The organism is Glutamicibacter sp. FR1 (assembly GCF_047300825.1).
Classification (GTDB): Bacteria; Actinomycetota; Actinomycetes; order Actinomycetales; family Micrococcaceae; genus Glutamicibacter; species Glutamicibacter nicotianae.
Window position 1 is genome coordinate 1765265 of record NZ_CP178602.1, and the last position, 21267, is coordinate 1786531.

Annotated in this window: 19 protein-coding genes; 5 read left to right on the forward strand and 14 right to left on the reverse strand. The window is 63.2% G+C overall.

Features of this window, described 5'->3' with window-relative positions; genetic code table 11:
• Window position 1 precedes the first annotated feature (1 nt).
• On the reverse strand, window positions 2-475 hold the full coding sequence (ybeY, locus tag ACLQ8T_RS08570; protein ID WP_413454407.1) for an rRNA maturation RNase YbeY: 474 nt from the start codon (window positions 473-475) through the stop codon (window positions 2-4).
• Window positions 472-1500 carry a PhoH family protein gene (locus ACLQ8T_RS08575; RefSeq protein WP_204722163.1) on the reverse strand — a complete coding sequence of 343 codons (1029 nt, stop codon included), beginning with the start codon at window positions 1498-1500 and terminating at the stop codon, window positions 472-474. The genes ybeY and ACLQ8T_RS08575 overlap by 4 nt, the downstream gene beginning before the upstream one ends.
• A 310-nt stretch (window positions 1501-1810) precedes the next feature.
• On the opposite strand from ACLQ8T_RS08575, the gene ACLQ8T_RS08580 reads away from it, so the two are divergent.
• A complete protein-coding gene (locus ACLQ8T_RS08580; RefSeq protein ID WP_413454408.1) occupies window positions 1811-2722 on the forward strand; it encodes a GerMN domain-containing protein in 912 nt (303 codons plus the stop codon).
• A 340-nt stretch (window positions 2723-3062) separates the two neighbouring features.
• Here the strand turns inward: ACLQ8T_RS08580 and ACLQ8T_RS08585 are convergent, their stop codons facing one another.
• The 3 genes from ACLQ8T_RS08585 to hrcA form a co-directional block, all read right to left on the reverse strand.
• Window positions 3063-3836: a 16S rRNA (uracil(1498)-N(3))-methyltransferase gene (locus ACLQ8T_RS08585; protein WP_413454409.1), complete on the reverse strand. Its 774-nt coding sequence runs from the start codon at window positions 3834-3836 to the stop codon at window positions 3063-3065.
• Window positions 3837-3839: 3 nt separating this feature from the next.
• Entirely contained in the window at window positions 3840-4961 is a 1122-nt protein-coding gene (gene dnaJ, locus ACLQ8T_RS08590; RefSeq protein ID WP_413454410.1) for a molecular chaperone DnaJ, read from the reverse strand.
• Window positions 4962-5027: 66 nt separating this feature from the next.
• Window positions 5028-6041 carry a heat-inducible transcriptional repressor HrcA gene (gene hrcA / locus ACLQ8T_RS08595; protein ID WP_413454411.1) on the reverse strand — a complete coding sequence of 338 codons (1014 nt, stop codon included), beginning with the start codon at window positions 6039-6041 and terminating at the stop codon, window positions 5028-5030.
• 127 nt (window positions 6042-6168) lie between these two features.
• Between hrcA and ACLQ8T_RS08600 the strand changes: the two genes are divergently transcribed.
• The gene (locus ACLQ8T_RS08600) at window positions 6169-7038 is read left to right on the forward strand and encodes a DUF3097 domain-containing protein (protein ID WP_413454412.1); all 870 of its coding nucleotides are present in this window, start codon (window positions 6169-6171) and stop codon (window positions 7036-7038) included.
• Window positions 7039-7129: 91 nt separating this feature from the next.
• Complete coding sequence (locus tag ACLQ8T_RS08605; RefSeq protein ID WP_128470272.1) at window positions 7130-7531, forward strand: DUF4870 domain-containing protein; 402 nt, start codon at window positions 7130-7132, stop codon at window positions 7529-7531.
• A 16-nt stretch (window positions 7532-7547) separates the two neighbouring features.
• Here ACLQ8T_RS08605 and hemW read toward each other — a convergent pair whose 3' ends face one another.
• Together hemW and lepA are read right to left on the reverse strand one after the other, a co-directional pair.
• Window positions 7548-8777 (reverse strand): radical SAM family heme chaperone HemW, encoded by a 1230-nt coding sequence (hemW, locus tag ACLQ8T_RS08610; RefSeq protein WP_413454413.1) that lies wholly within the window; start codon window positions 8775-8777, stop codon window positions 7548-7550.
• Window positions 8778-10625, reverse strand: coding sequence for a translation elongation factor 4 (gene lepA, locus ACLQ8T_RS08615; RefSeq protein WP_413454414.1), 1848 nt, complete (start codon window positions 10623-10625; stop codon window positions 8778-8780).
• A gap of 112 nt (window positions 10626-10737) precedes the next feature.
• Between lepA and ACLQ8T_RS08620 the strand changes: the two genes are divergently transcribed.
• Both ACLQ8T_RS08620 and rpsT read left to right on the forward strand, forming a co-directional pair.
• The gene (locus ACLQ8T_RS08620) at window positions 10738-11307 is read left to right on the forward strand and encodes a type II toxin-antitoxin system PemK/MazF family toxin (protein ID WP_204722179.1); all 570 of its coding nucleotides are present in this window, start codon (window positions 10738-10740) and stop codon (window positions 11305-11307) included.
• A gap of 170 nt (window positions 11308-11477) precedes the next feature.
• Window positions 11478-11738 (forward strand): 30S ribosomal protein S20, encoded by a 261-nt coding sequence (gene rpsT, locus ACLQ8T_RS08625; protein ID WP_038991103.1) that lies wholly within the window; start codon window positions 11478-11480, stop codon window positions 11736-11738.
• Between the two features lie 178 nt (window positions 11739-11916).
• Here rpsT and holA read toward each other — a convergent pair whose 3' ends face one another.
• From holA to leuS, 7 genes are all read right to left on the reverse strand, one after another.
• The gene (holA, locus tag ACLQ8T_RS08630) at window positions 11917-12909 is read right to left on the reverse strand and encodes a DNA polymerase III subunit delta (RefSeq protein ID WP_413454415.1); all 993 of its coding nucleotides are present in this window, start codon (window positions 12907-12909) and stop codon (window positions 11917-11919) included.
• A gap of 34 nt (window positions 12910-12943) precedes the next feature.
• Window positions 12944-15211, reverse strand: a complete 2268-nt coding sequence (locus tag ACLQ8T_RS08635) for a ComEC/Rec2 family competence protein (RefSeq protein WP_413454416.1) — start codon at window positions 15209-15211, stop codon at window positions 12944-12946.
• Complete coding sequence (locus ACLQ8T_RS08640) at window positions 15208-15567, reverse strand: ComEA family DNA-binding protein (protein WP_413454417.1); 360 nt, start codon at window positions 15565-15567, stop codon at window positions 15208-15210. The genes ACLQ8T_RS08635 and ACLQ8T_RS08640 overlap by 4 nt, the downstream gene beginning before the upstream one ends.
• 140 nt (window positions 15568-15707) lie before the next feature.
• Window positions 15708-17144, reverse strand: coding sequence for an IS1380 family transposase (locus ACLQ8T_RS08645; RefSeq protein WP_413454418.1), 1437 nt, complete (start codon window positions 17142-17144; stop codon window positions 15708-15710).
• An 88-nt stretch (window positions 17145-17232) separates the two neighbouring features.
• On the reverse strand, window positions 17233-17598 hold the full coding sequence (locus ACLQ8T_RS08650; RefSeq protein WP_413454419.1) for an SLBB domain-containing protein: 366 nt from the start codon (window positions 17596-17598) through the stop codon (window positions 17233-17235).
• A gap of 15 nt (window positions 17599-17613) precedes the next feature.
• Window positions 17614-18552, reverse strand: coding sequence for a DegV family protein (locus tag ACLQ8T_RS08655; protein WP_413454420.1), 939 nt, complete (start codon window positions 18550-18552; stop codon window positions 17614-17616).
• A 9-nt stretch (window positions 18553-18561) separates the two neighbouring features.
• A complete protein-coding gene (leuS, locus tag ACLQ8T_RS08660) occupies window positions 18562-21051 on the reverse strand; it encodes a leucine--tRNA ligase (protein WP_413454421.1) in 2490 nt (829 codons plus the stop codon).
• Between the last annotated feature and the right edge of the window lie 216 nt (window positions 21052-21267).

Sequence of the window (21267 nt, forward strand, 5' to 3'; positions counted from 1 at the left end):
GTTATTCCACCGTTTCCTTCGGTGCTGGGCGGCCAGTGTAGGATTCCAGCAGCTTGCGCTGCAGTGCGAACATCTCTTCCTTTTCGGCTGGTTCCATGTGGTCGAAGCCCATCAGGTGCAGCAAGCCATGGGTGGTCAGCAGCAGGATCTCGTCGTGCGTGCTGTGCCCGCCGGCCTTGGCCTGGGCTTCGGCGACCGAAGGGCAGATCACGATGTCGCCAAGAATGCCGTTCTCCCCCGGCGCGCCGGCGGTGCCCGGACGCAGCTCATCCATCGGGAAGCTCATCACGTCGGTGGGGCCTTCGAGGTCCATCCACTCGACATGCAGGGCGCTCATGGCTTCCTCGTCGATGAAAACGATGGACACCTCGGTTTCCGGGTGCAAGAACATGGCCCGCATCACCGATTCGGCCAAGGCGTTGACGTCCTGGAGGTCGACGTCGTACTCGGTTTCGTTATTTACTTCGATGCTCATTTGCTGCGGCGTCCCCGGTCGTGTTCTTTGCGTCGGGTGTCATCCCAACGGTCGTAGGCTGTGACGATGTCGGCAATCAGGCGGTGGCGCACCACATCCGAAGAGTCGAGCCGGCAGATGCTGATGTCGTCGATGCCGTCGAGGACATCGCTGGCCATGCGCAACCCGGAAGTGGCATTGTTCGGCAGATCCACTTGGGTGACATCGCCGGTTACTACCATCTTCGAACCGAACCCAAGGCGGGTGAGGAACATCTTCATCTGCTCGGTGGTGGTGTTCTGCGCTTCATCCAGGATCACGAACGCGTCATTGAGCGTGCGGCCGCGCATATAGGCCAGCGGTGCAACCTCAATGGTTCCGGCTTCCAGCAGCTGCGGAATGGTTTCCGGATTGACCATGTCGTGCAGGGCATCGTAGAGCGGACGCAGGTACGGGTCGATCTTCTCGGTCAACGAGCCGGGCAAGAAGCCCAGCTTCTCCCCCGCCTCAACCGCAGGACGGGTCAGGATGATGCGGTTGACCTGCTTGTCCTGCAGGGCGGCGACGGCCATGGCCATGGCCAGGAATGTCTTTCCGGTGCCGGCCGGGCCGATGCCGAAGGTGATGGTCGAATCCTCGATGGCGTCGACATAGCTCTTCTGGTTCACAGTCTTGGGCCGGATGGAGCGTCCGCGTCCCGAGAGGATCTTCAGGCCCAGGACGTCGGTGGGCGCATCTGGGTTGCCGGCGCTGAGCATCTTGATGATCTGCTCGATGGTTTCGGCGCTCATGCGCGAGCCGCGGGTGGCCAGCGAACGCGCTTCCTCGGTGACTCGCTGGGCCTTGCGGACTTGCTGGGGATCGCCGACCAGGGCCAGGGCTTGGCCGTTGGGGCGGAAGCTGACATGCGGGTAGGCTCCGGAGAGGATCCGCAATAGCTCGTCATTGGGGCCCAGCGTGGCAATCATGAGCTCAGCCGTATCGAAACTGATGGTGAGCGATGCGGATCCGTTGTCCGCGGTCGCTTTATTCTGTTCAACCTGCATGCAGTGCGCGGCGCCCCTTTGCGAGCTTCGTAGTGTTCGAGAATTGTTGTGCTTGCCATTCTATCGAGTCTCAGGCCAATCCGGAGAAAATTCAGGTCTCAGCGTAAGCCGGAATACCTGAAAGCACTCTTGAATGATGCTAATAGGAGCATGTGGCGAACATATAGATTTGGTTACGGATTAGTAAGTTGGGCTAGTTTTAGCCTGTTAGCCGCCTCGAATATGGCAAGCTTGAGAGCGGTTCCGCAACTGCCGCGGGCCGAAACAGCAATAAATCACCACGGATTGGTTCGCAGTGCAATCAAGGATCTTGCGGAAGATTCCACGTCGATTCGGCGTTTTGGGAATCACTGCCGCTCTCGTCGTCGCCGCAGGCTGCGGGTTGACGAATCGCGAGAGCTCCTATGAGATGCCTTCGACCCCCGCGGCCGCATCGCTGAACCTGCCGAGCGCCACCGACGCTGGCGAGGATGTCGGCATGGCCGCCATCCTGCCGGTCTACTGGCTGGAAAACACGGACACCGGCGTGTACCTGTACCGCGAATACATCCAGGACACCCGCCATCAGGAACCCATTGGCGATGCGATCTGGACGCTGCTCACCGCAGACCCGATGAAGCCGAAGCGCTATACCCATCTGAAGCCAACCGATGAAATCGGCGTTTCCATCAGCAACGCGAATGTCATCACGCTGGATCTTCCAGCCAAGGTGTTCAGCGCCCGACTGGATCAGGGACTCTCCGAACGGGCCATCCAGCAGCTCGTCTTCACCGCCACGGCAGCAGCCGCCAGCGCTGGCCTGGTTGTCGGGGATACCGCCCCGACGGTCCGCATCCTGGTGGACGGCCAAGCCAACGCGACGGTCTTCGACGGATTCCGGCTCAAGGATGTCTACGCACGCGATGCGGACTTCATTGCACCGATCTGGATCATTGATCCGCAGTTCGGCGCGACCTTGAAAAACGGCTCGATCAAGATCAATGGCCGAACCACCCAGTTCGATATCGGCACCTTCTACTCCTTGCAGCGCAAGGACGCCGACGGCAAGCTCACGGTGATGACCGCGCAGAAGCAGGTCAATCCCGGGCAGATCAAGGACGACGGTTCCTTCACACTGACCACCGATCTGCGTGCAGGATCCTACCGCCTAACCTTCTGGGGACTTGAAACTGGATCAGAGCATCTGGTCGGCAAGGTCATCAGCGACTTCCGCGTCGAGTAGCGTACCGCCACTGTTGCCGGACGGTTCCCGGTTTCCTGCAGCGGCCCTGACGTGGTTGCGAAAGGCAACGATCCCTGTCCCGCGAACGGCAACTAATGGCGCGATAGCGCCGAATTTTCCCGCTTCAGGCTGCCTGCGAAACTGCCTTCACAACCATGGGATGCACTGCGGCGAACGAAGATCCTGCACGTCGAGCCGGATGGCGGTCGCCTGGGCCATGCCAGGTCGAGGTGCAGAAACTTGCGTGCCCGCCAAAAGCAGAATTGCTCCGCACAAGCCGAGCGCAGGCGCGCCCTAGGCTTGCACGGAGCACTTTCGATGCTCGCAAGATTGCATGAAGCTAGATCTCGCCGATCAGATGGCGGATCAAGACTAGTGCCGCCGGACCGGCGGTCGAAGCGCGCAGCACGTGCTGGCCGAGCAGGGCTGCATGCGCACCGGCATCCACGAAGGACTGCAGTTCCGTGTCCGAGACGCCGCCTTCCGGACCGACGATCATGATGACCTCCTGGCCGGGCTGCGCCTCGGCGAGCCACGACTGCACGTGCCCCGCGACCGAATCCGCAGCCTGCTCATGCAGGACCAGGACCAGAGCGCCGCGCGCGGCATCCTCGGCAATGGCCTTGGCCAGCTCCTTGGAGCCCATCGGGTCCAGTACCTCTGGCTCATAGGCGCGGCGGGACTGCTTCTGCGCTGAGCGCACCTGGGCACGCCACTTGGTCATGGCCTTCTCGACCTTGGCCGCGTTCCAGCGCACGATCGACCGGTCGGCCTGCCAAGGGCGCACAGCCAGGGCGCCAAGCTCGACGGCGGCCTCAACAGCCTGCAGGTCGCGGTCCCCCTTGGACAGGGCCTGGACCAGGGTGACCGGGTGGTCGCTGACGGCTTCCTCGGTGCGCCGCAGGACCTTGACGCGCAGCAGATCCTTGGCGGTGGCGACGACCTCCACGGTCAGGCGCAGCCCCTTGCCATCGAGCAGGTCCAGCTGCTCGCCGGCGGCGGCCCGCTTGACGGTGACTGCGTGGTGCGCCTCGGGGCCGTCGAGCTCGAGCACGTCGCCGACAGAGGCATCCTGGCCCTGCTGGGCGTCGATGACGAAGCTGTGGTTGCTCATGACCTAGCGCTGGTTCAGCTTGTCGCGCAGGCGGGAGAACATGCCGCCGGAATGCTCGACACGGCCGGCCGTCATTTCCTCGCCACGCAGCTTGGCCAGCTGCTCGAGCAGCTCGCGTTGCGCAGAGTCCAGCTTTGTCGGGGTCTCCACCTGCAGGTGCACGATGATGTCCCCGCGCTTGCCTCCGCGCAGGCGCGGCACGCCGAGGCCCGGCAGGGTCACGGTGTCGCCATCCTGGGCGCCAGGCTCGACATTGATGGCCTGCTCGCCGTCGAAGGTTTCCAGCTTCAGCTCGCAGCCTAGGGCCGCGGCGGTCATCGGCAGGCTCATCTTGGCGTGCAGGTCGGTGCCGGAGCGCTCGAACACCTTGTGGCGGCGCACGTCGACCTCGACGAACAGGTTGCCGTTCGGGCCGCCGCCCGGACCGGCTTCGCCCTGGCCGCGCAGCTGAATGCGGGTGCCGGAGTCGACACCTGCAGGAACGTTCAGCGACTTGGAGACGTGCTCGCGCACGCGGCCTTCGCCGTTGCACTCCAGGCAGGGGTCCGGGATGGTGGTGCCGAAGCCGCGGCAGGCAGCACAGGTTTCCACGGTCATCATCTGGCCCAGGAAGGAACGCACCGGACGCTGGACCTGGCCTGCACCATGGCAGATGTCGCAGGTGACCGGGCTGGTGCCCTCGCGAGTGCACGAGCCGATGCAGGTTTTGCAGGTGACGGCGGTTTCCATCTCAAGCGGGTACACGGTGCCCTTGACCGCGTCCTCTAGGTCGATGGTGATGGTGATCAGCGCGTCGCGGCCCGGCTGGGTGCGCGATGCCGGGCCCTGGCCCTGGCCGCCGCCGAAGAACTGCTCGAAGATGTCGCCGAAGCCGCCAAAGCCCTGGCCCCCGCCGAAGCCCGGGTGGCCGTTGCCGTTCTCATCGCCGGTGGCGTCGTAGTTGGCGCGCTTGGTCTGGTCGGAAAGGACTTCGTAGGCGCGGGTGACCAGCTTGAACTGCTCTGCAGCTTCATCGCTCGGGTTCACATCCGGGTGCAGCTTACGTGCCAGCTTCCGGTAGGCACTCTTGATTTCCTGCGGGGTCGCGTCCTTGGCTACACCCAGGGTCTCGTAATGCGAGCTCACGTTATTCGCCGTGTCCTTTCCTAAGACTCTTAAACTTCATTCGTGCCGGGCTGGTGCCCAGCGAGGCTAGTTAGCCAAAATCTTCGACAGGTACCGTGCCACCGCACGCACCGAGGCCATGGAGGTCGGATAGTTCATCCGGGTGGGGCCCAGGACCCCGAGCTTGTTGCGCACATCGGCGCCATAGGTCGTCGCGACCACTGCTGCATCCGAGAGCTGGCCATAGTGGTGCTCGGTGCCGATCGCCACGGCCACCCCGCGAGAATCGGCTTCCAGCTCGGAGAAGAGCTTGAGCAGCACCACCTGCTCTTCGAGCGCCTCGAGCACCGGGGTGATGCTCAGCGGGAAGTCCCCCTCCACGCGGGCGAGGTTGGCGGTGCCGGCCATGATGATGCGCTGGGCATTGGCTGCTTGGGCCATTTCTTCCAGCGCGCCGATCACATGCTCCACCAACGGGTCGGCCTGCTGTGCCGGGCTGAGCTCTATGCGGCCGAGCCGGCCGGCCAGCTCCGCCAGCTGCACTCCCCCGAAATTATTCAGCAGCCACGACTTCAGCTCGCCCAGCTCGTCATCGCTGTAGGAACGCTTGACCGGCATCATCCGCTGGTCCACCGTGCCGTTGGAGGCGATCATCACCATCAGCACCTGGGTTGGGCCCAAGCCCACCAGTTCGAGGTTCTTCAATGACGCGGTGTCATAGTGCGGCACCTGAATCATCGCCACCTGGTTGGTCAATCGTGACAGCAGGCGCACCGTGCTCTTGAGCAACTCGTCGAGGTCCGTGGAGTTATCCAGGATCTTGTTGATGGCGTCGCGTTCGGCCCGCGACAGCGGCTTCAGTTCGCCGATCTCGTCCACGAAGCGGCGGTAGCCCTTTTCGGTGGGGATGCGTCCGGAGGAAGTATGCGGAGCGGCAATCAGCCCCTCCTCTTCCAGCAAAGCCATGTCATTGCGGATCGTCGCGGCGCTGACGCCGAGGTTGTGGCGGTCGAGGAGCGCTTTGGAACCCACCGGCTCACGGGATTGGACGTAGTCCTCCACGATGGCACGCAGAACGTCCAAGCGTCGTGGCTCCGACATGACAGCACCTCCTTGGATTCCCTGTGCCCAGCCTTGGCACTCTAACCTGTCAAGTGCCAAGTCTAATACGTTCAGCTGTTGCTAGCATTGGATTTCGAGCGTATTCGATCACAGCGAAAGGCAGTACGTGGCTAATTACTCCTGGGGACCACGAGATCTCAGTGCACCGGCACCTCGAAAACTCCGCCAGGTCCCCGTGGAACGTGGCATGATCCTGGAAGATGCCACCTCAGGTTGGGTGGGAGAAGTCATCCGTACCGAAAAGTCCGGCGGTATGCGCGTGATCACGCTCGAAGACCGCCATGGTAAGAGCCGTTCCTTCCAAGCCGGCTTCGGGTTCCTCCTCGAAGGGGAACCGGTGGAAATTGTCGAGCCCGTCGCCAAGGCCGCGGAGCCGAAGAACCTGGTTTCCGCTTCGGGTTCGCGTGCCGTTGCGGGGCTGAAGGCCCGGGAGGCCAGGGCCAGCCGCATCTGGGTTGAAGGCAAGCACGATGCCGAGCTGGTTGAAAAAGTCTGGGGCCACGACTTGCGTGTCGAAGGCATTGTCGTCGAACCGCTGCATGGCGTTGACGATCTGGCCGGCGCCATCCGCGACTTCGCCCCGTCGCCGCAGCGTCGTCTGGGAATCCTGGTCGACCACCTGGTCGCTGGTAGCAAGGAATCGCGTATTGTCGCCGAGGCGATGCAGGTTCCCGGCGCGGCCGATAACGTGCTGATCCTCGGCCACCCCTACGTTGACGTGTGGCAGGCGATCAAGCCTGCGACCCTGGGCATCAAGGCGTGGCCGGTCATCCCCAAGGGGGTCGACTGGAAAACCGGAGTGCTCAAGGCCTTTGGCTGGCCGCACGCTACGGCAGAGGATATCGGCATCGGATGGCAGCGGCTGTTGTCGACGGTGCAGAATTACGGGCAGCTTGAACCGCAGCTGCTGGGCCGAATAGAAGAATTGATCGATTTTCTCACGACCGAAGATTACGGTTTCCTAACGATTGACTAATAGTTGGAGATTTGTCGGCGAATCTCCCCGTCCGCTCAGCCGCGGTCGCTATGATAAGAGAAACCACACTTAAGCAAGACAAGGATTAATAGTGACATCACGCCAGACGAAGCCATCGGAGAATTCCCGCTTCGAAGGTTCCCGGACCTCTGCGCTGCCGCTGACTCCTTCAGAAGACCGCCAGTGGGCCACCATGGCCCACTTCGGCGCCATCTTGGGTTGTGTTCCATCGGCAATCGTCTTCGCCGTATTCCGTGACCGCGGACCATTCACTGCACAGGAATCCAAGGAAGCGTTCAATTTCACGTTCCCGCTGACCATTCTGGCCATCGTGTTCAACGTGCTGATGATCTTGCCGGTGATCGGCTGGCTTTTTGCAGTTCTGGCCGTGGCCCTGTGGGTCTACATGACGGTCTCCGGCGCCCTTGCCGCCATCCAGGCCAACAAGGGACGCCCCTACCGCTATCGATTCAATCTGAGGCTGATGAAGTAGCGCCAGCTACCCAGTCTCAGAAATCAAGCAGTTTACGCACCACGAGGTCGGCCAGGAGCCGGCCTCGCTGCGTTAACACCAAGGTCCCGGAGAATGCTGCCTTGGCATCAATCAGCTCGTCTGCGAGCAATCCGGCAATCTTCTTGCGCCCGGTCTCATCGAGCTCGCTGATCTGCATTCCAGAGCTCAAGCGCGTAAGCAGCATGGTGCGTTCCAGCTGCACGGCTTGGGCATCCGGGTACTCGCGGCCGTGTCCCGGCGAAATTCCGGCGTCGATCCGCTGCTGATAGGCGGCTGGATGCTTCACATTCCACCAGCGCAGTCCGCCAACGTGCGAATGCGCGCCAGGGCCTGCACCCCACCAGTCGCCGCCCTTCCAGTAGGCGATGTTGTGCTGGCACGCATTGGCCGCGGTCTTGGCCCAGTTGCTGACCTCGTACCAGGAGAAACCGGCCGCGGCAAACATCTCATCGGCCATCTGGTACTTTTCGGCATGATCGTCATCGTCGATGTTCGGCACCTGGCCGCGGCGGATCTGGCCCGCGAGCTTGGTGCCCTCCTCGATGATCAGCGCGTAGGCCGAAATATGATCAGGCTCGTAGCTCAGCGCGGCTTCGATACTGGTGCGCCAATCCTCAAGGCTCTCCCCCGGTGTGCCATAAATCAGATCCACACTGACATCCAGGCCGGCCTCGCGCGCCCAGGCAACCGCTTGCGGAACCCGCTTCGGATCATGGGTCCGCTCCAGCACCTTGAGCACATGCGGCACCGCCGACTGCATGCCGAAGGACACCCGGGTGAAACCGCCATCGGCCAGCTCCTGCAGGCTCTCGCGGGTCACCGAATCAGGGTTGGCCTCGGTGGTGATTTCTGCACCTGGCTTCAGGCCGAATTCGTCGCGGATCCTGCCGAGCACCGAAACCAGGTCGCCGGCGGGCAGCAATGTGGGAGTGCCGCCTCCGAAGAAGACGGTCTCGATTTCGCGATCCGGCTGGCCCGAACGGTCCATCACCTCGCGGGCGAAGCTGATTTCCTTGCTGACGGTGGCAGCATAGGTCGCTTGGCTGGAACCGGAGCCCAGCTCCGTGGCGGTGTACGTGTTGAAATCGCAGTAGCCGCAACGGACGGTGCAAAACGGGATATGAACATAAAAGGACATGGTCCGCTCCTGTGCCTCATGCGCGCATGAGGCAGGGAGCAGACCATCGGCCGGAGCCGGATCGCCGTCAGGCAGAACTGAAGGCATTTACTTCTTTTTCGGCTCGTCGGTGGACAGTGCTGCAATGAAGGCTTCCTGCGGGACCTCCACGCGGCCGACCATCTTCATGCGCTTCTTGCCTTCCTTCTGCTTTTCCAGCAGCTTGCGCTTGCGGCTGATGTCGCCGCCGTAGCACTTGGCGAGCACGTCCTTGCGGATGGCGCGGATGTTCTCGCGAGCAATGATGCGCGAACCGATGGCTGCCTGGATCGGCACCTCGAACTGCTGGCGCGGGATCAGCTCGCGCAGCTTCGTGGTCATCATGGTGCCGTAGGAGTAGGCCTTGTCGCGGTGGGTGATTGCGGAGAATGCGTCCACCTGGTCGCCCTGGAGCAGGATGTCGACCTTGACCAGGTCTGCAACCTGCTCGCCGTCGGCCTTCCAGTCCAGCGAAGCGTAGCCGCGGGTCTTGGACTTGAGGTGGTCGAAGAAGTCGAACACGATCTCGGCCAGCGGCAGGTGGTAGCGCATTTCCACGCGGTCCTCGGAGAGGTAGTCCATCCCGCGCATGGTGCCGCGGCGGGACTGGCACAGCTCCATGACCGCACCAATGAATTCGCTCGGCGCCAGGATGGTGGCGGCGACCATCGGCTCATGCACCTCGAGGATCTTCCCATCGGGGAATTCCGAAGGGTTGGTCACCGTCATCATCTGCTTGTCTTCGCCCATGACCTCGTACACCACGTTCGGCGCGGTGGAGATCAGGTCCAGGTTGAATTCGGATTCCAGGCGCTGGCGGGTGATTTCCAGGTGCAGCAGGCCCAGGAAGCCCACGCGGAAGCCGAAGCCCAGTGCGACGGACGTTTCCGGCTCGTAGGTCAGTGCGGCATCGTTGAGCTGCAGCTTGTCCAGCGCATCACGCAGTGCCGGGTAGTCGGTCCCGTCCATCGGGTACAGGCCGGAGAAGACCATCGGCTTGGCTTCTTCGTAGCCGCCCAGGGATTCGCTGGCCGGCTTGAGCGAGTTGGTGACGGTATCGCCGACCTTGGACTGGCGCACGTCCTTCACGCCGGTGATCAGGTAGCCTACCTCGCCGACGCCAAGGCCCTTGGTGGGCTCGGGGTTCGGCGAGGATACGCCGATTTCCAGCAGCTCGTGGGTGGTGCCGGTGGACATCATCTGGATCTTCTCACGAGGAGTGAGCTTGCCGTCGACCACGCGGACGTAGGTGACCACGCCGCGGTAGGTGTCATAGACGGAGTCAAAGATCATCGCACGGGCCGGTGCGTCGGCTTCGCCGACCGGCGGCGGCAGCTGCTTGATGACTTCGTCAAGCAGCGCCTCGACGCCTTCGCCGGTCTTGCCCGAAACCTTCAGCACGTCTTCGGGCTCGCAACCGATCAGGTTGGCGATCTCGGCGGCGTACTTCTCCGGCTGCGCGTTAGGCAGGTCGATCTTGTTCAGCACCGGGATGATCGTCAGATCGCCCTCAATCGCCAAGTACAAATTCGCCAGGGTTTGGGCTTCGATGCCCTGGGCTGCGTCGACCAGCAGGATCGCGCCTTCGCAGGCGGCCAGCGAACGCGACACTTCATAGGTGAAGTCGACGTGCCCCGGGGTATCGATCATGTTCAGCGCGTACGTCGTGCCGTCCTCGGCGGCCCAGGGCATGCGCACGGCCTGGGACTTGATGGTGATGCCGCGTTCGCGCTCGATGTCCATGCGGTCGAGGTACTGGGCCTTCATGTCGCGGGCAGCAACAACGCCGGTCAGCTGCAGCATCCGGTCGGCCAGGGTCGACTTGCCGTGGTCGATATGGGCAATAATGCAGAAATTACGGATGAGCGACGGATCGGTCGCGGCAGGCACCTGAGCGGTGCGGGCCAATGGAGACACCTAAACAGACCTCACTAGCTGACTAAAAGACATAGTTGGATTAGCTTCCATTCTGTCATGATTTCCGCGTCATCACATATTTCGACAGCTTAGAACTGGTAGTTTGTCGTGCATGGCACTGAATCCGCAGAAGATATTTAGCATGGTCATGCGCGCGATCAAGGAAATCAACAAGATCCGCGCGAATTCGACCGGCAGTTCCCCAGCTCGCAATCGCCCGAACGGTTGGAATCGGAGTGCTAGTGGAGAATCTCCAGCAGCATCCACCGTGCAGCATGTGCCAAGGGGTGCCGGATACCCGGGCGATTACCGTGGCAAGGTTCACTACGAGTACAACCCGTCCAAGGATGGCAATGCTGATCCAGGCGAGATCGTTTGGACCTGGGTTCCTTATGAAGAAGACTATTCGAGAGGCAAAGATCGACCGGTGCTGATTGTTGGACGCGATAGCGGTTGGCTGCTCGGGCTCATGCTAACCAGCAAGGACCGGAATAATCCGGGTCACCGCGATCGGAATTACATGGATATTGGTACCGGGGACTGGGACCGCGAGCGTCGCCCTAGTGAGGTCAAGCTTGATCGCATCATTCGAGTAGACGAACGGGGTGTTCGCCGCGAAGGCGCCATTCTGGACCGCGAACGCTTCTCGAATGTGGTGAACGCCCTAAACGAACTCGCATAGGCACTCGTTGCCGGGCTCTGTATCTGATAGAGTTAATCCTTGTGTGTTGCGCAGGTTGGGCAACACGCCCCCTTCGGGTCGCCATAGGTGCCCCACACCGCTCAGTCGATGGCCTGGAGGATGAACCCTCTACCGACCGTATAAAACGATAAACGAGAGAGTTTATTAAAGTGGCTAACATCAAGTCCCAGAAGAAGCGTAACCTGACCAACGAGAAGGCACGTCTGCGTAACGTAGCTGTCCGTTCCGAGGTCAAGACCGTGATCCGCAACGTCAACGAGGCAATCGCCGCCGGCGACAAGGACAAGGCAACCGAGGCGCTGCGCCTGGCTGGCAAGAAGCTCGACAAGGCTGTAAGCAAGGGTGTTCTGCACAAGAACAACGCTGCTAACCGCAAGTCGGCCATCGCCAAGAAGGTTAACGCCCTCTAAGCCGAGCTTAGACTTCATCAACTCCCCCGCGCTCATCGAGTGCGGGGGTTTTGTTTTGCCCAAAACTGCTTTTCGCGGCTTTCCCGGATCAGGGACGCGTGGCAGACTTCGCGGAAGCGGACACAGTGGGGGCGCGCACGAATGCATCGTGCGCGCCCCCACCTGAATCCGACAGGGATCAGCGGCTTGGTGCCTTGCCAGCAATAAACATGATGGCGTGTTCCAGGGCGTATCCGGGTGAACGGCTGCCGCCCTTGACCATGCGGTCGGTATTCGCGATTTCCTCGACGCACAGGGCCAGATCGCCGCGCTTCCAGCCGCGAGCCTGCTGCTGCGCCTGCTGCACCTGCCACGGAGCCATCCCCAATTCGGAGGCCAGGGCAGCAGCAGGTTCATTCACGCCCGCGACCTTGGCGATCTGGCGGACCTTCATCGCCAAGGTGGCCACAATGGGAATCGGGTCGGTTCCGGTACCCAGCGCGTGGCGCAAGGTGCGCAGCGCGAGCTGGGCATTGCCCGAAATCGCCGCATCGGCCACCTTGAACGCGGTCGCTTCGACCCGCCCCCCGTAGTACTTGTCAACGGTATCCTGGTCAATCGTTCCCGTGGTGTCGGCGATCAGCTGGGAGCAGCTCGAACCGAGCTCTGCCAGCGAATTGCCGACTGCGGCAACGAGGGCCTTGACCGCGTCATTGGTAATCCGGCGCTTGGCTGCCTTGAATTCGGACTGGACGAAGTCGATCTTCTCGGAGTCCTTCTTCACCGGCTGGCAGTTGACGACCACCGCGCCGGCGGCCTTGATCGCGTCTATCAGCTTCTTGCCGCGGGTGCCGCCCGAATAATGCATGATCAGCACATTCTCGGGTGCCTGGTCCTGCAGATAGGCCATCGCATCCTTGAGGAAGTACTCGTTCATGTGCGCCAGTTCGTGGACCTCGACCAGGTTGGCGGTGGAGAACAGCGAGGAGCTGGTGGCCATGAGCAGCTCTCCCGGCTCGTACTTGGACGCGTCAAGACGCGTGTACTGGATGTCGTCCCGCTGGCCGGCTTGGGAGCGCAGCAGCTCGAAGGCGCGTGAAGCGAGGTAATCTTCTGAACCGGTCAACAGGATCAGCGGTTGCGGGCGCAGTTCCCGCCATGAGATACCCGGATTTGCTTGGGCGCGTGCCATCGAGCTCCTTAGTGCATCGGTCGATATATTGATCCTACCGAACCGGAGTACCAAGGGAGGTACCACGGATGCCCTGGCCGGTAAATGTGAGCAGTACGGTACCGGATTGGTCGGTGCGCAGCACTGTCGCGCCGATCCGCTTGGCCATTTCCAATGTTTCCGGGTGCGGGTGGCCATAGGAGTTGTCCTTCCCGGCGGAGACCAGCAGGATCTGCGGATGGATCTGCTCAATGATCTGTGTGCCGCCGTTGCGCGCGCCATGGTGCGAAGCCTTCAAGATTGCGGCCTGGCCTTGCGGATGCAGCCGCAGCAGGCGATCCATGGCTTCGGTCTCCATATCCCCGGCGGCAAAGAAATCGACGGTACCACTCTGGGTGGAAAAGCTGAACCGGATGACCAGCGACGTGTCGTTGGGCTCGGCGTATTGCGCGTACCGAGCCTCGGGACCCACGACTTCGAAGCTCACCTCCCCCGCAGTCTGCCGCGTACCAGGCTCCAGCACCCGAGCCCCGGGCCAGAGCTCCAGATCGAATCCGGTGGAGACCAAGCGGTCCCCGATCCGCACCTTCGACTCCTCCAGTTCCCGGATGGCGCCGAAATGGTCGCTGTGCGTATGCGTGATGAAGACCTTGCCCAGGGAGGTGATGCCCAGCCGGTCCAGGCACAGCAGCAAACCGCTATCCGGCGGCCCGGTATCGATCAGCCAGCCTTCGGCATCCCCCAGATTGATGACGAACGCATCGCCCTGCCCCACATCGCACATGGCGATGCTCCAATCCGTGGCAACATCTTCCCGATAGAACAGGGTTGCAGGCACAATGAGCGCCACGGCGAAGACCATGATCGCGCCCAGCACGCCGAGCGAGACCTGGCGCACGCGCAGCCGTTCGGTTTCACGTCCCAGCACCAGCAGCGAGCACAGCGCAAGCGACAGCGTGGCCGCCAGCAGGATTCCCGGCAGTCCTTCCGGCCATGGACGGGCAGCACCCGGCAGCCCGGAGACGACATGGGCAACCTTGCCGATAGCTTCGGCTGGCAGCCCGGGCACCCAGATCAGCACCGATTCCAATCCCGGCCACGGGGTGCACAGCAACAGGCAGATCATTCCGAGCGCGGTAATCAACGGCAGCAACGGCGCCACCAGGAGATTCGCGGGCAACGAGTACAGGCTGAAATCCGAATTCAATGCGATCACCACCGGCAGGCAGGTGAATTGCGCGGCACAGCAGATGGCGGTCAGCTGCGCCAGCCAGGCCGGCATGATGTGGAGCAGGATTTCGGTCAGCGCCGGCGAGAGCATGATGATGCCCAAGGTTGCCAGCACCGACAGGGCAAAGGCCGGTTCGGCGCCCAGGCTTCGATCGATGGCCAGCAAGGCTGTTCCGCTCAGGCACAGAATCCCCAATGAGCCTTGGCCGCGGCCGAGCAGTACCGAAACCGCCGCAATGCTGCCCATCAGGCTGGCGCGCAGCACGCTGGGATCCGGCCCGACGAACCAGGCGAAAAGCCCGACTACGCCAATCATCAGGATCGCGCTGGGGGCGCGCGGAACCGAGAACAGCCGAAAAAGGACCAGCACGATGGCCCCGATCAGCGCGATATTCGAGCCGCTCACGGCGGTGAGATGGCTCAGCCCGCTGGATCTCATCGCCTCGCCCAGCGCTTCATCCTGCCCGGAGCGGTCGCCGTAGAGCATTCCGGGCAGCAGCGCTTGGGCATTGCCAGGCAGGTCGCGAAGGCTGAGGGTGAAGCGTTCCTTGAGCAGGTCGGCTGCAGTCGGTTCCGCCCAAGAACTGACCTGCGGCTCGCTGGCGGCCTGCGCCCACCAGTCGAAAGATCCGGCATCCGCGGCGTCCAAATCGAGGATGGCCTCGAACTGCCCGGCGTTGGCAGGCAGCCCGAAATCCACGCTCAGGTAGACCGGCACCTGGCATGCCACCCATTGGCCATCGTCCCAGTAGCGCTGGATTTCCGCCCGGCCCGCGGTACTTCCCAGGCCCTGCGCGGATGCCAGGTCCTGGAAACGCACGACAGCGCGGCGCTGCTGCTCGGGAGCGCCGGGCAGCCGGCATTGGGGGTCGGTGAACGACAGGCTGCTGACCGCGACCATTCCCAGCAGCAGGATGATCGGACCGGTGAACCACGGTGCGGCGTAGGCGCGGTCGTGCCGGGGACGCATGAGCAGGAACAGCAGAAAGGCGAGCAGCGCCGACAGCAGCCACAGCAGCCAGGCCGGGAGGCTGAAATAGGCGGCGGTCCAGGCCCCGCCCAGCAGCCACAGGCCCCGGAAATCGGTGTTCACGGGACCACCAGCTCGCTCAGCTGCCCCAGCAGCGCCGGGCCGATGCCGGAGACCGCATCCAGCTCCTCTACGGAGGTGAAGGGGCCGTTCTCGGTGCGGAAGTCGATGATCCTGCCGGCCAGGGCCGGGCCGATCCCCGGAAGCTCCTGCAGGGTCTGCGCATCGGCGGTGTTCAGCGAGATCTTCCCGCCGGCCGTGGCGCTCGGTGCCGCTGGGAGGTCCTTGCCGGTCTCGGTGCCGGGAAGGATGATCTGCTGGCCGTCGACCAGCTTGGCTGCCAGATTCACCAGCTGCGCCTGCGCGCCCTTGGCTAGCCCAGATTTTTCATCCGAGCTCCGACGGCCATCGAAATCCACTACCCAGTGATTTTCGGAGGCCGTCTGCGCTTCTGCCCACGCCAAAGAGCGCCGGAACCACCAGCGCTGAATGCCAGGCTCCACCGACCTGGGTTGTAATGACCTTTCGAAATCAAAGAAGCAACAGGGCAACCACCAGTTCAGGCGGCCAGCTCGCCGTGCCGCCACCGCTGGAACAACGCACCGATGCCCTCGTGCAACTGGCATAACAGCCGCGCTTCAGGCGCCTTCTCAGGGATCAGAAGCCGGCGTTGCCGGCCGCCAGAGACGACTTTCCCTGCCATTGAAAACAGCCGGTACCGCCACCGCTTCACATCCCAGACCGAAGCCTCATGGCCACCAGGCAGCACGGCCAGTTGCAGCCAGGCCACCAGATTCAGTGCGAGCATCGCCAGGACCGCCCACGCCTGGTTCGAGGCGAAAGACCAATACGGCAGCTTGCCCAACCCCGTGCTCTTCAGCGTCTTGATCCGGTTCTCGCACCGGCCACGCGCCCGGTGCCGGGCATCGAGGAACGCCACATTGAATCGCGGGCTGTTGGTCAAGAATGCGGTCACCCTGTTCCCGTCCGTATCGAACAAGGTCGCCTTCGCCCCAGGATGCAACGGCTCAGCCCGCAAATAGATCCTTGTCCCCGCAGGGTAGTCCTTCAACTCGATCACCTTGCTCGCGTCGATCACCCACGCATCATCACGCTGATCCCCGCCAGCGTTCAGCGCTGGTTCCCAGTATTTCTTCTCATCGATCCACCGGATGAACCGTTCCTTGATGACGGGTAACGAGTACGAGGTGGAGAACTGGATCCCCAACGAATCCAGGTAGTGCAAAAACTCCCGGGACGAACCGGCACTATCGGTACGGACCAGGATCTTCTCACCACGCAGGTTTCCGCGCTCGTCATAGAAATCATCAGGCAGCTGCGCCAACGCTTGGTTGAGCACCTCGATATGCGAGGCCGCGGAATTCGCTCCCCGATTGCCCGGGCGCAGGTGCACGGCGAGGACTTCACCAGTCCCATTCGTCTTTCCGTAGTCGGCCATGGCAATCATGGGCGAGAACCCGTACCCGCCTTTATACGTTCCTGCGCTGAATTCTTTTTCGGAGTGGACGTGCACTAAGGAGGCATCGATGTCGATGATCAAAGGATCAGCTGGCGTAGCCAGCCGGGCAGGATTCCGTGGCCCGGACGCGGCCCAAACTTTGGAGCGCAGGGTCCGGGTCATGGTGGCGAAGCCATAGGCGAAAGCGTCTGGTTGCTCCTTGATCCGGCTCATGAACCGGCTGACCGTGGCATCAGACGCCACTGGGCCGAAGAGTCCTGGTGCGGCGCGCAGCTGGTCAATGTCAGTGGCTTGCTCGCCGCCGGCGGCCAACGAGAGCGCCAGTGCTCCGAGGATTCTTCCTGACCGGTGGGCTGCGGTGGCTGGCACGAACTGGGAGAAACGGTCTTCGCAGACCCGTTGGAAGTCCAGTGCGTTCAGGAAGTTGCTGAGCACTGACAGGCCAGCATGGGAGACCAGGGACTGGCCGGTGAGTTGGGTCGAGAGAGCAGGGAAAACGTGGGTAGAATGGTGCATTGAAAAGGTGATCCTTCGATCTGGTGATTTAGAGCTTCGACAACTCCTATTTTTCCAGTTCAGGTCACCTTTTCTTCTTTTAAGTCAGTTAATGACTGCTGTCTTCATGAAATACCCGGGCTAGCCCGCCGGCAGCCGCGACCGCGTCGGTGATCCGCGAATCCGCGGGCAGCGTGTAGACGCCGGGCTTCTTCACCGCTCCGACCACATGGACCGTGACCTCGGGACCGGCCGGGCTCGTGGACAGCTGGTTCCCCGGAGCCGATGCGGAGGGATCGGACACCAGCGGAACCGTTTCAAGCTCCTGGGCTACCGGCGGTGGCGCAAGCAGGATGGAGATCGCGATCCAGGCGAGCACCACGATGACCAGCACCAGCACGGCCACACGCGAGATCGCGAACCTCAAGCGGCCGGGACGTGGCGCGTACTTGCTGAAGAAGTCGTGGCGGCCCATGGGCCACAGTCTGGGCTAAGGGACGGGCTGGCTGTCCAGAATGGATTCCGGTTGTGGATTCAGCGGAGCGACGCACACGGCGATCACGCCGATCCCGGTATGCGCGGCCAGCACCGCTGGCAGCGATTCGACCACGACCGGCTCGGCGCTGAACGGGGCCAGTTCGGTGGCGATCTCCTCGGCCAGTTCCTCGGCGCCGAAATGCATCACGCCCAGGCGCACCTCGCCTGTGGCGCCGCGGGCGTCGCGCAAGGCCAGCGAGACCAGCCGCGCGGTGGCGCGCGCGAAGGAGCGCGGCTTTTCCAGGGCGGCGATCGCGCCTTCGGCAATCCCGAGGATGGGCTTGAAGTTCAGCAGGCTGCCGAGAACCGAGGACAGCGCGCTGATCCGGCCGCCGCGGCGCAGCTGCTCCAGGCTGGGCACCGCGAAGTACACGGAGTTGGCGGTGGCGGTGCGGGCGATCTGCTCGAGCATTTCCAGCGGGGCGCCGGCGTCGCGCGCGACCAGCACATCGGCCACGGCGAAGCCCTGGGGCAGGCAGACGGTGCGCGTGTCGACCACCGCGATGGGTGCGTCGAAGCTGCGCGCGGCCAGGCGGGCGGCGTCCACGGTGCCCGACAGCGCCCCGGACATGTGGATCGAGATGACCGATTCGCAGCCGGCGTCCAGCAGCTGGCGGTAGGCGCGTTCGAACTCGCCGGGTGCCGGGCGGGAGGTTTTCACCGCCTTGCCCATGGCCAGGCCCATCATCAGCGCCTGCAGGTCCTCGCCTTGCACGTGGTTGTCCACGATGATCGGGATCGTCACCTCGATGAAGTCGGCATGCCGCGCAAAGGCCTCGGGCAGGCAAGACGCCGAATCGGAGACCACCCCGATGCGGGTACGCGAAAGCCCGCGCGGGGCCAGCCACTTGGGCAGCCAGCCCGCGCGCGAGCTTTTCTGGCGTTCAGTCATGAGCTGAGCTTACGGTGCGGGGACCACGTTCACCAGCTTCGGCGCTCGCACGATGACCTTCAGCGGGTCCTTGCCATCGAGCATCCGGATCACCGACTCGTGGGCCAGCGCCTGCTCGCGCAGCTCATCCTCGGTAATGTCCACGGGCACTTCCAGGCGCGCGCGCACCTTGCCCTTGATCTGTACGACCGCGGTGATGGTGTCATCGACCAGCAGCGACTCTTCGACCTGCGGCCACGCGCTGGTGACCACGCTCGGGGCGTAGCCCAGCGCTTCCCACATGTCCTCGGCGGTGTACGGAGCGAACATGCTCAGCAGCTGGGCGAGAACCGTGGCGGCTTCGCGCACTGCCGGGTCGGCTGCGCCGGCGCCGGAGTCGATGGTCTTGCGGCTGGCGTTGACCAGCTCCATGGCCTTGGCGATGACCACGTTGAACTTGCCCGAGTCCAGCAGCTGCGCGGCCTCGTGCACGGTGCGGTGGGTGACCTGGCGCAGCGCCTTGTCTCCTGCCGCGTAGTCGACGTCTGGTTCGCTGGCCACGTCCTGGGCGATGCGCCAGGCGCGGGCCAGGAACTTCTGCGAGCCCGATGGCGACACATCGGCCCAGTCCACGTCGTCCTCCGGCGGGGAGGCGAAGACCATGGTCAATCGCACCGCGTCCACGCCGAACTTGTCCAGCTGCTCGCCCAAATCCACGCCGTTGCCCAGCGACTTGCTCATCGCCTTGCCGCCGTTGAGCACCTGGCCCTGGTTCAGCAGCGCGCTGAACGGCTCGGTCGCCTCGATCAGGCCCAAATCGTGGATGACCTTGGTGAAGAAGCGCGAGTAGAGCAGGTGCAGGATCGCATGCTCGACTCCGCCGACGTACTGGCCGACCGGCATCCAGTCGCGCACCGCCTTCGGATCGAATGGCCCTTCGGTGTAATCCGGGGAGACGAAGCGCAGGAAGTACCACGAGGAGTCCACGAAGGTGTCCATGGTGTCGGTGTCGCGCTTGGCATCCGCCCCGCACTTAGGGCAAGCCACGTTGACCCATTCCTCAGCTGCGGCCAGCGGGCTGGTGCCCTTGGGAGCCAGCTGCTCGCCGCGGAGATTATCCGGCAGGCGCACCGGCAGCTGGTCATCGGGAACCGGCACCTCGCCGCAGTCCGCGCAGTGGATGATCGGGATCGGGGTGCCCCAGAAGCGCTGGCGGCTCAGCAGCCAGTCGCGCAGGCGGAAGTTCACGGTGTGCTTGCCGGTGCCGGCAGCTTCCACGATTTCGATGGCGCGGGCGATCGCTTCGGCCTTGCCCAGCCCGTCCAGCTGCCCGGAGTTCACCAGCTGGCCCTCGCCGGCGGTGGCGATGCCGGTGGCGTTCGGGTCCTCTTCCCCGGTGTCGACGACCACGCGCACCGGCAAATCGAAGGTGCGCGCGAAGTCGAGGTCGCGCTGGTCGTGCGCGGGCACGGCCATGATCGCGCCGGTGCCGTAGTCGGCCAGCACGTAGTCGGCGGCCCAGATCGGCAGCTTCTCCCCCGACAGCGGGTTGATCCCGTAGCGCCCGGTGAACACGCCGGTCTTCTCGCGCTCGGTGGACTGGCGCTCGATTTCGCTCAGCGCCTTGACCTGCTCCTGGTAGGCTTCCAGCGCTTCGCGGTGCTCAGCGGTGACCAGTTCGCCGGCCAGGTCGGCATCGGCGGCGACGACCATGAAGGTCGCGCCGTACAGGGTGTCCGGGCGGGTGGTGAAGACCGGGATCTTCACCGCCGGCTGATCCTCGTGCGCCTCGATCTCGAAGGTGACCTCGGCGCCTTCGGAGCGGCCGATCCAGTTCTTCTGCATCAGCAGCACGCGCTCGGGCCAGTGGCCCTTGAGCTGGTCCATGTCCTCAAGCAGGCGGTCGGCGTAGTCGGTGATCTTGAAGTACCACTGGTTCAGCGACTTCTTGGTCACTGCAGTGCCGCAGCGTTCGCACGCGCCGTTGACGACCTGCTCGTTGGCCAGCACGGTCTGGTCCTTCGGGCACCAGTTCACCGGGTGGTCCTTGCGGTAGGCCAGGCCCTTGTCGTAGAACTTGTTGAACAGCCACTGGGTCCAGCGGTAGTACTCGGGATCCGAGGTGTGCAGGCGGCGCGACCAGTCCGCGGAAATCGCGTAGCGCTTGAAGCTGGCGGCCTGGGTGTCGATGTTCTTGTAGGTCCACTCCGCAGGGTGCGCATTGCGCTTGATCGCGGCGTTCTCCGCCGGAAGGCCGAACGAGTCCCAGCCGATCGGGTGCATCACGTCATAGCCGCGCAGGCGCCAGTAGCGTGCGACGACGTCGCCCATGGCGAAGGCCTCGGCGTGGCCCATGTGCAAATCGCCCGAGGGGTACGGGAACATGTCCAGCACGTAGCGGCGTTCGCGGCTGCCGTCATCGGCGGGCTTGAACACCTGTAGCTCGTCCCACACCGGAAGCCACTTGGACTCGATGTCCTTGAAGTCGTAGGTCCTGGGTTCGTTCGTCGATGATGTCACGCTGCTCTTCTCACACGCTTTGCGGAAAAATTTCCGATAGGAAAATTTGCTCTTGGTTCCAGACACAACAAAAGCCCCCAAATTTCCACTCGGGGGTACGGCCATCGGGCCGCGCTTATACGAGGTTGCGCTGAGGATTCATATCGCGATTCTATCGCATCTGTCCTGCCCACGCGCGCATCGGTGAAGCGCAAGATTGAACACAGCGGCCAGCAC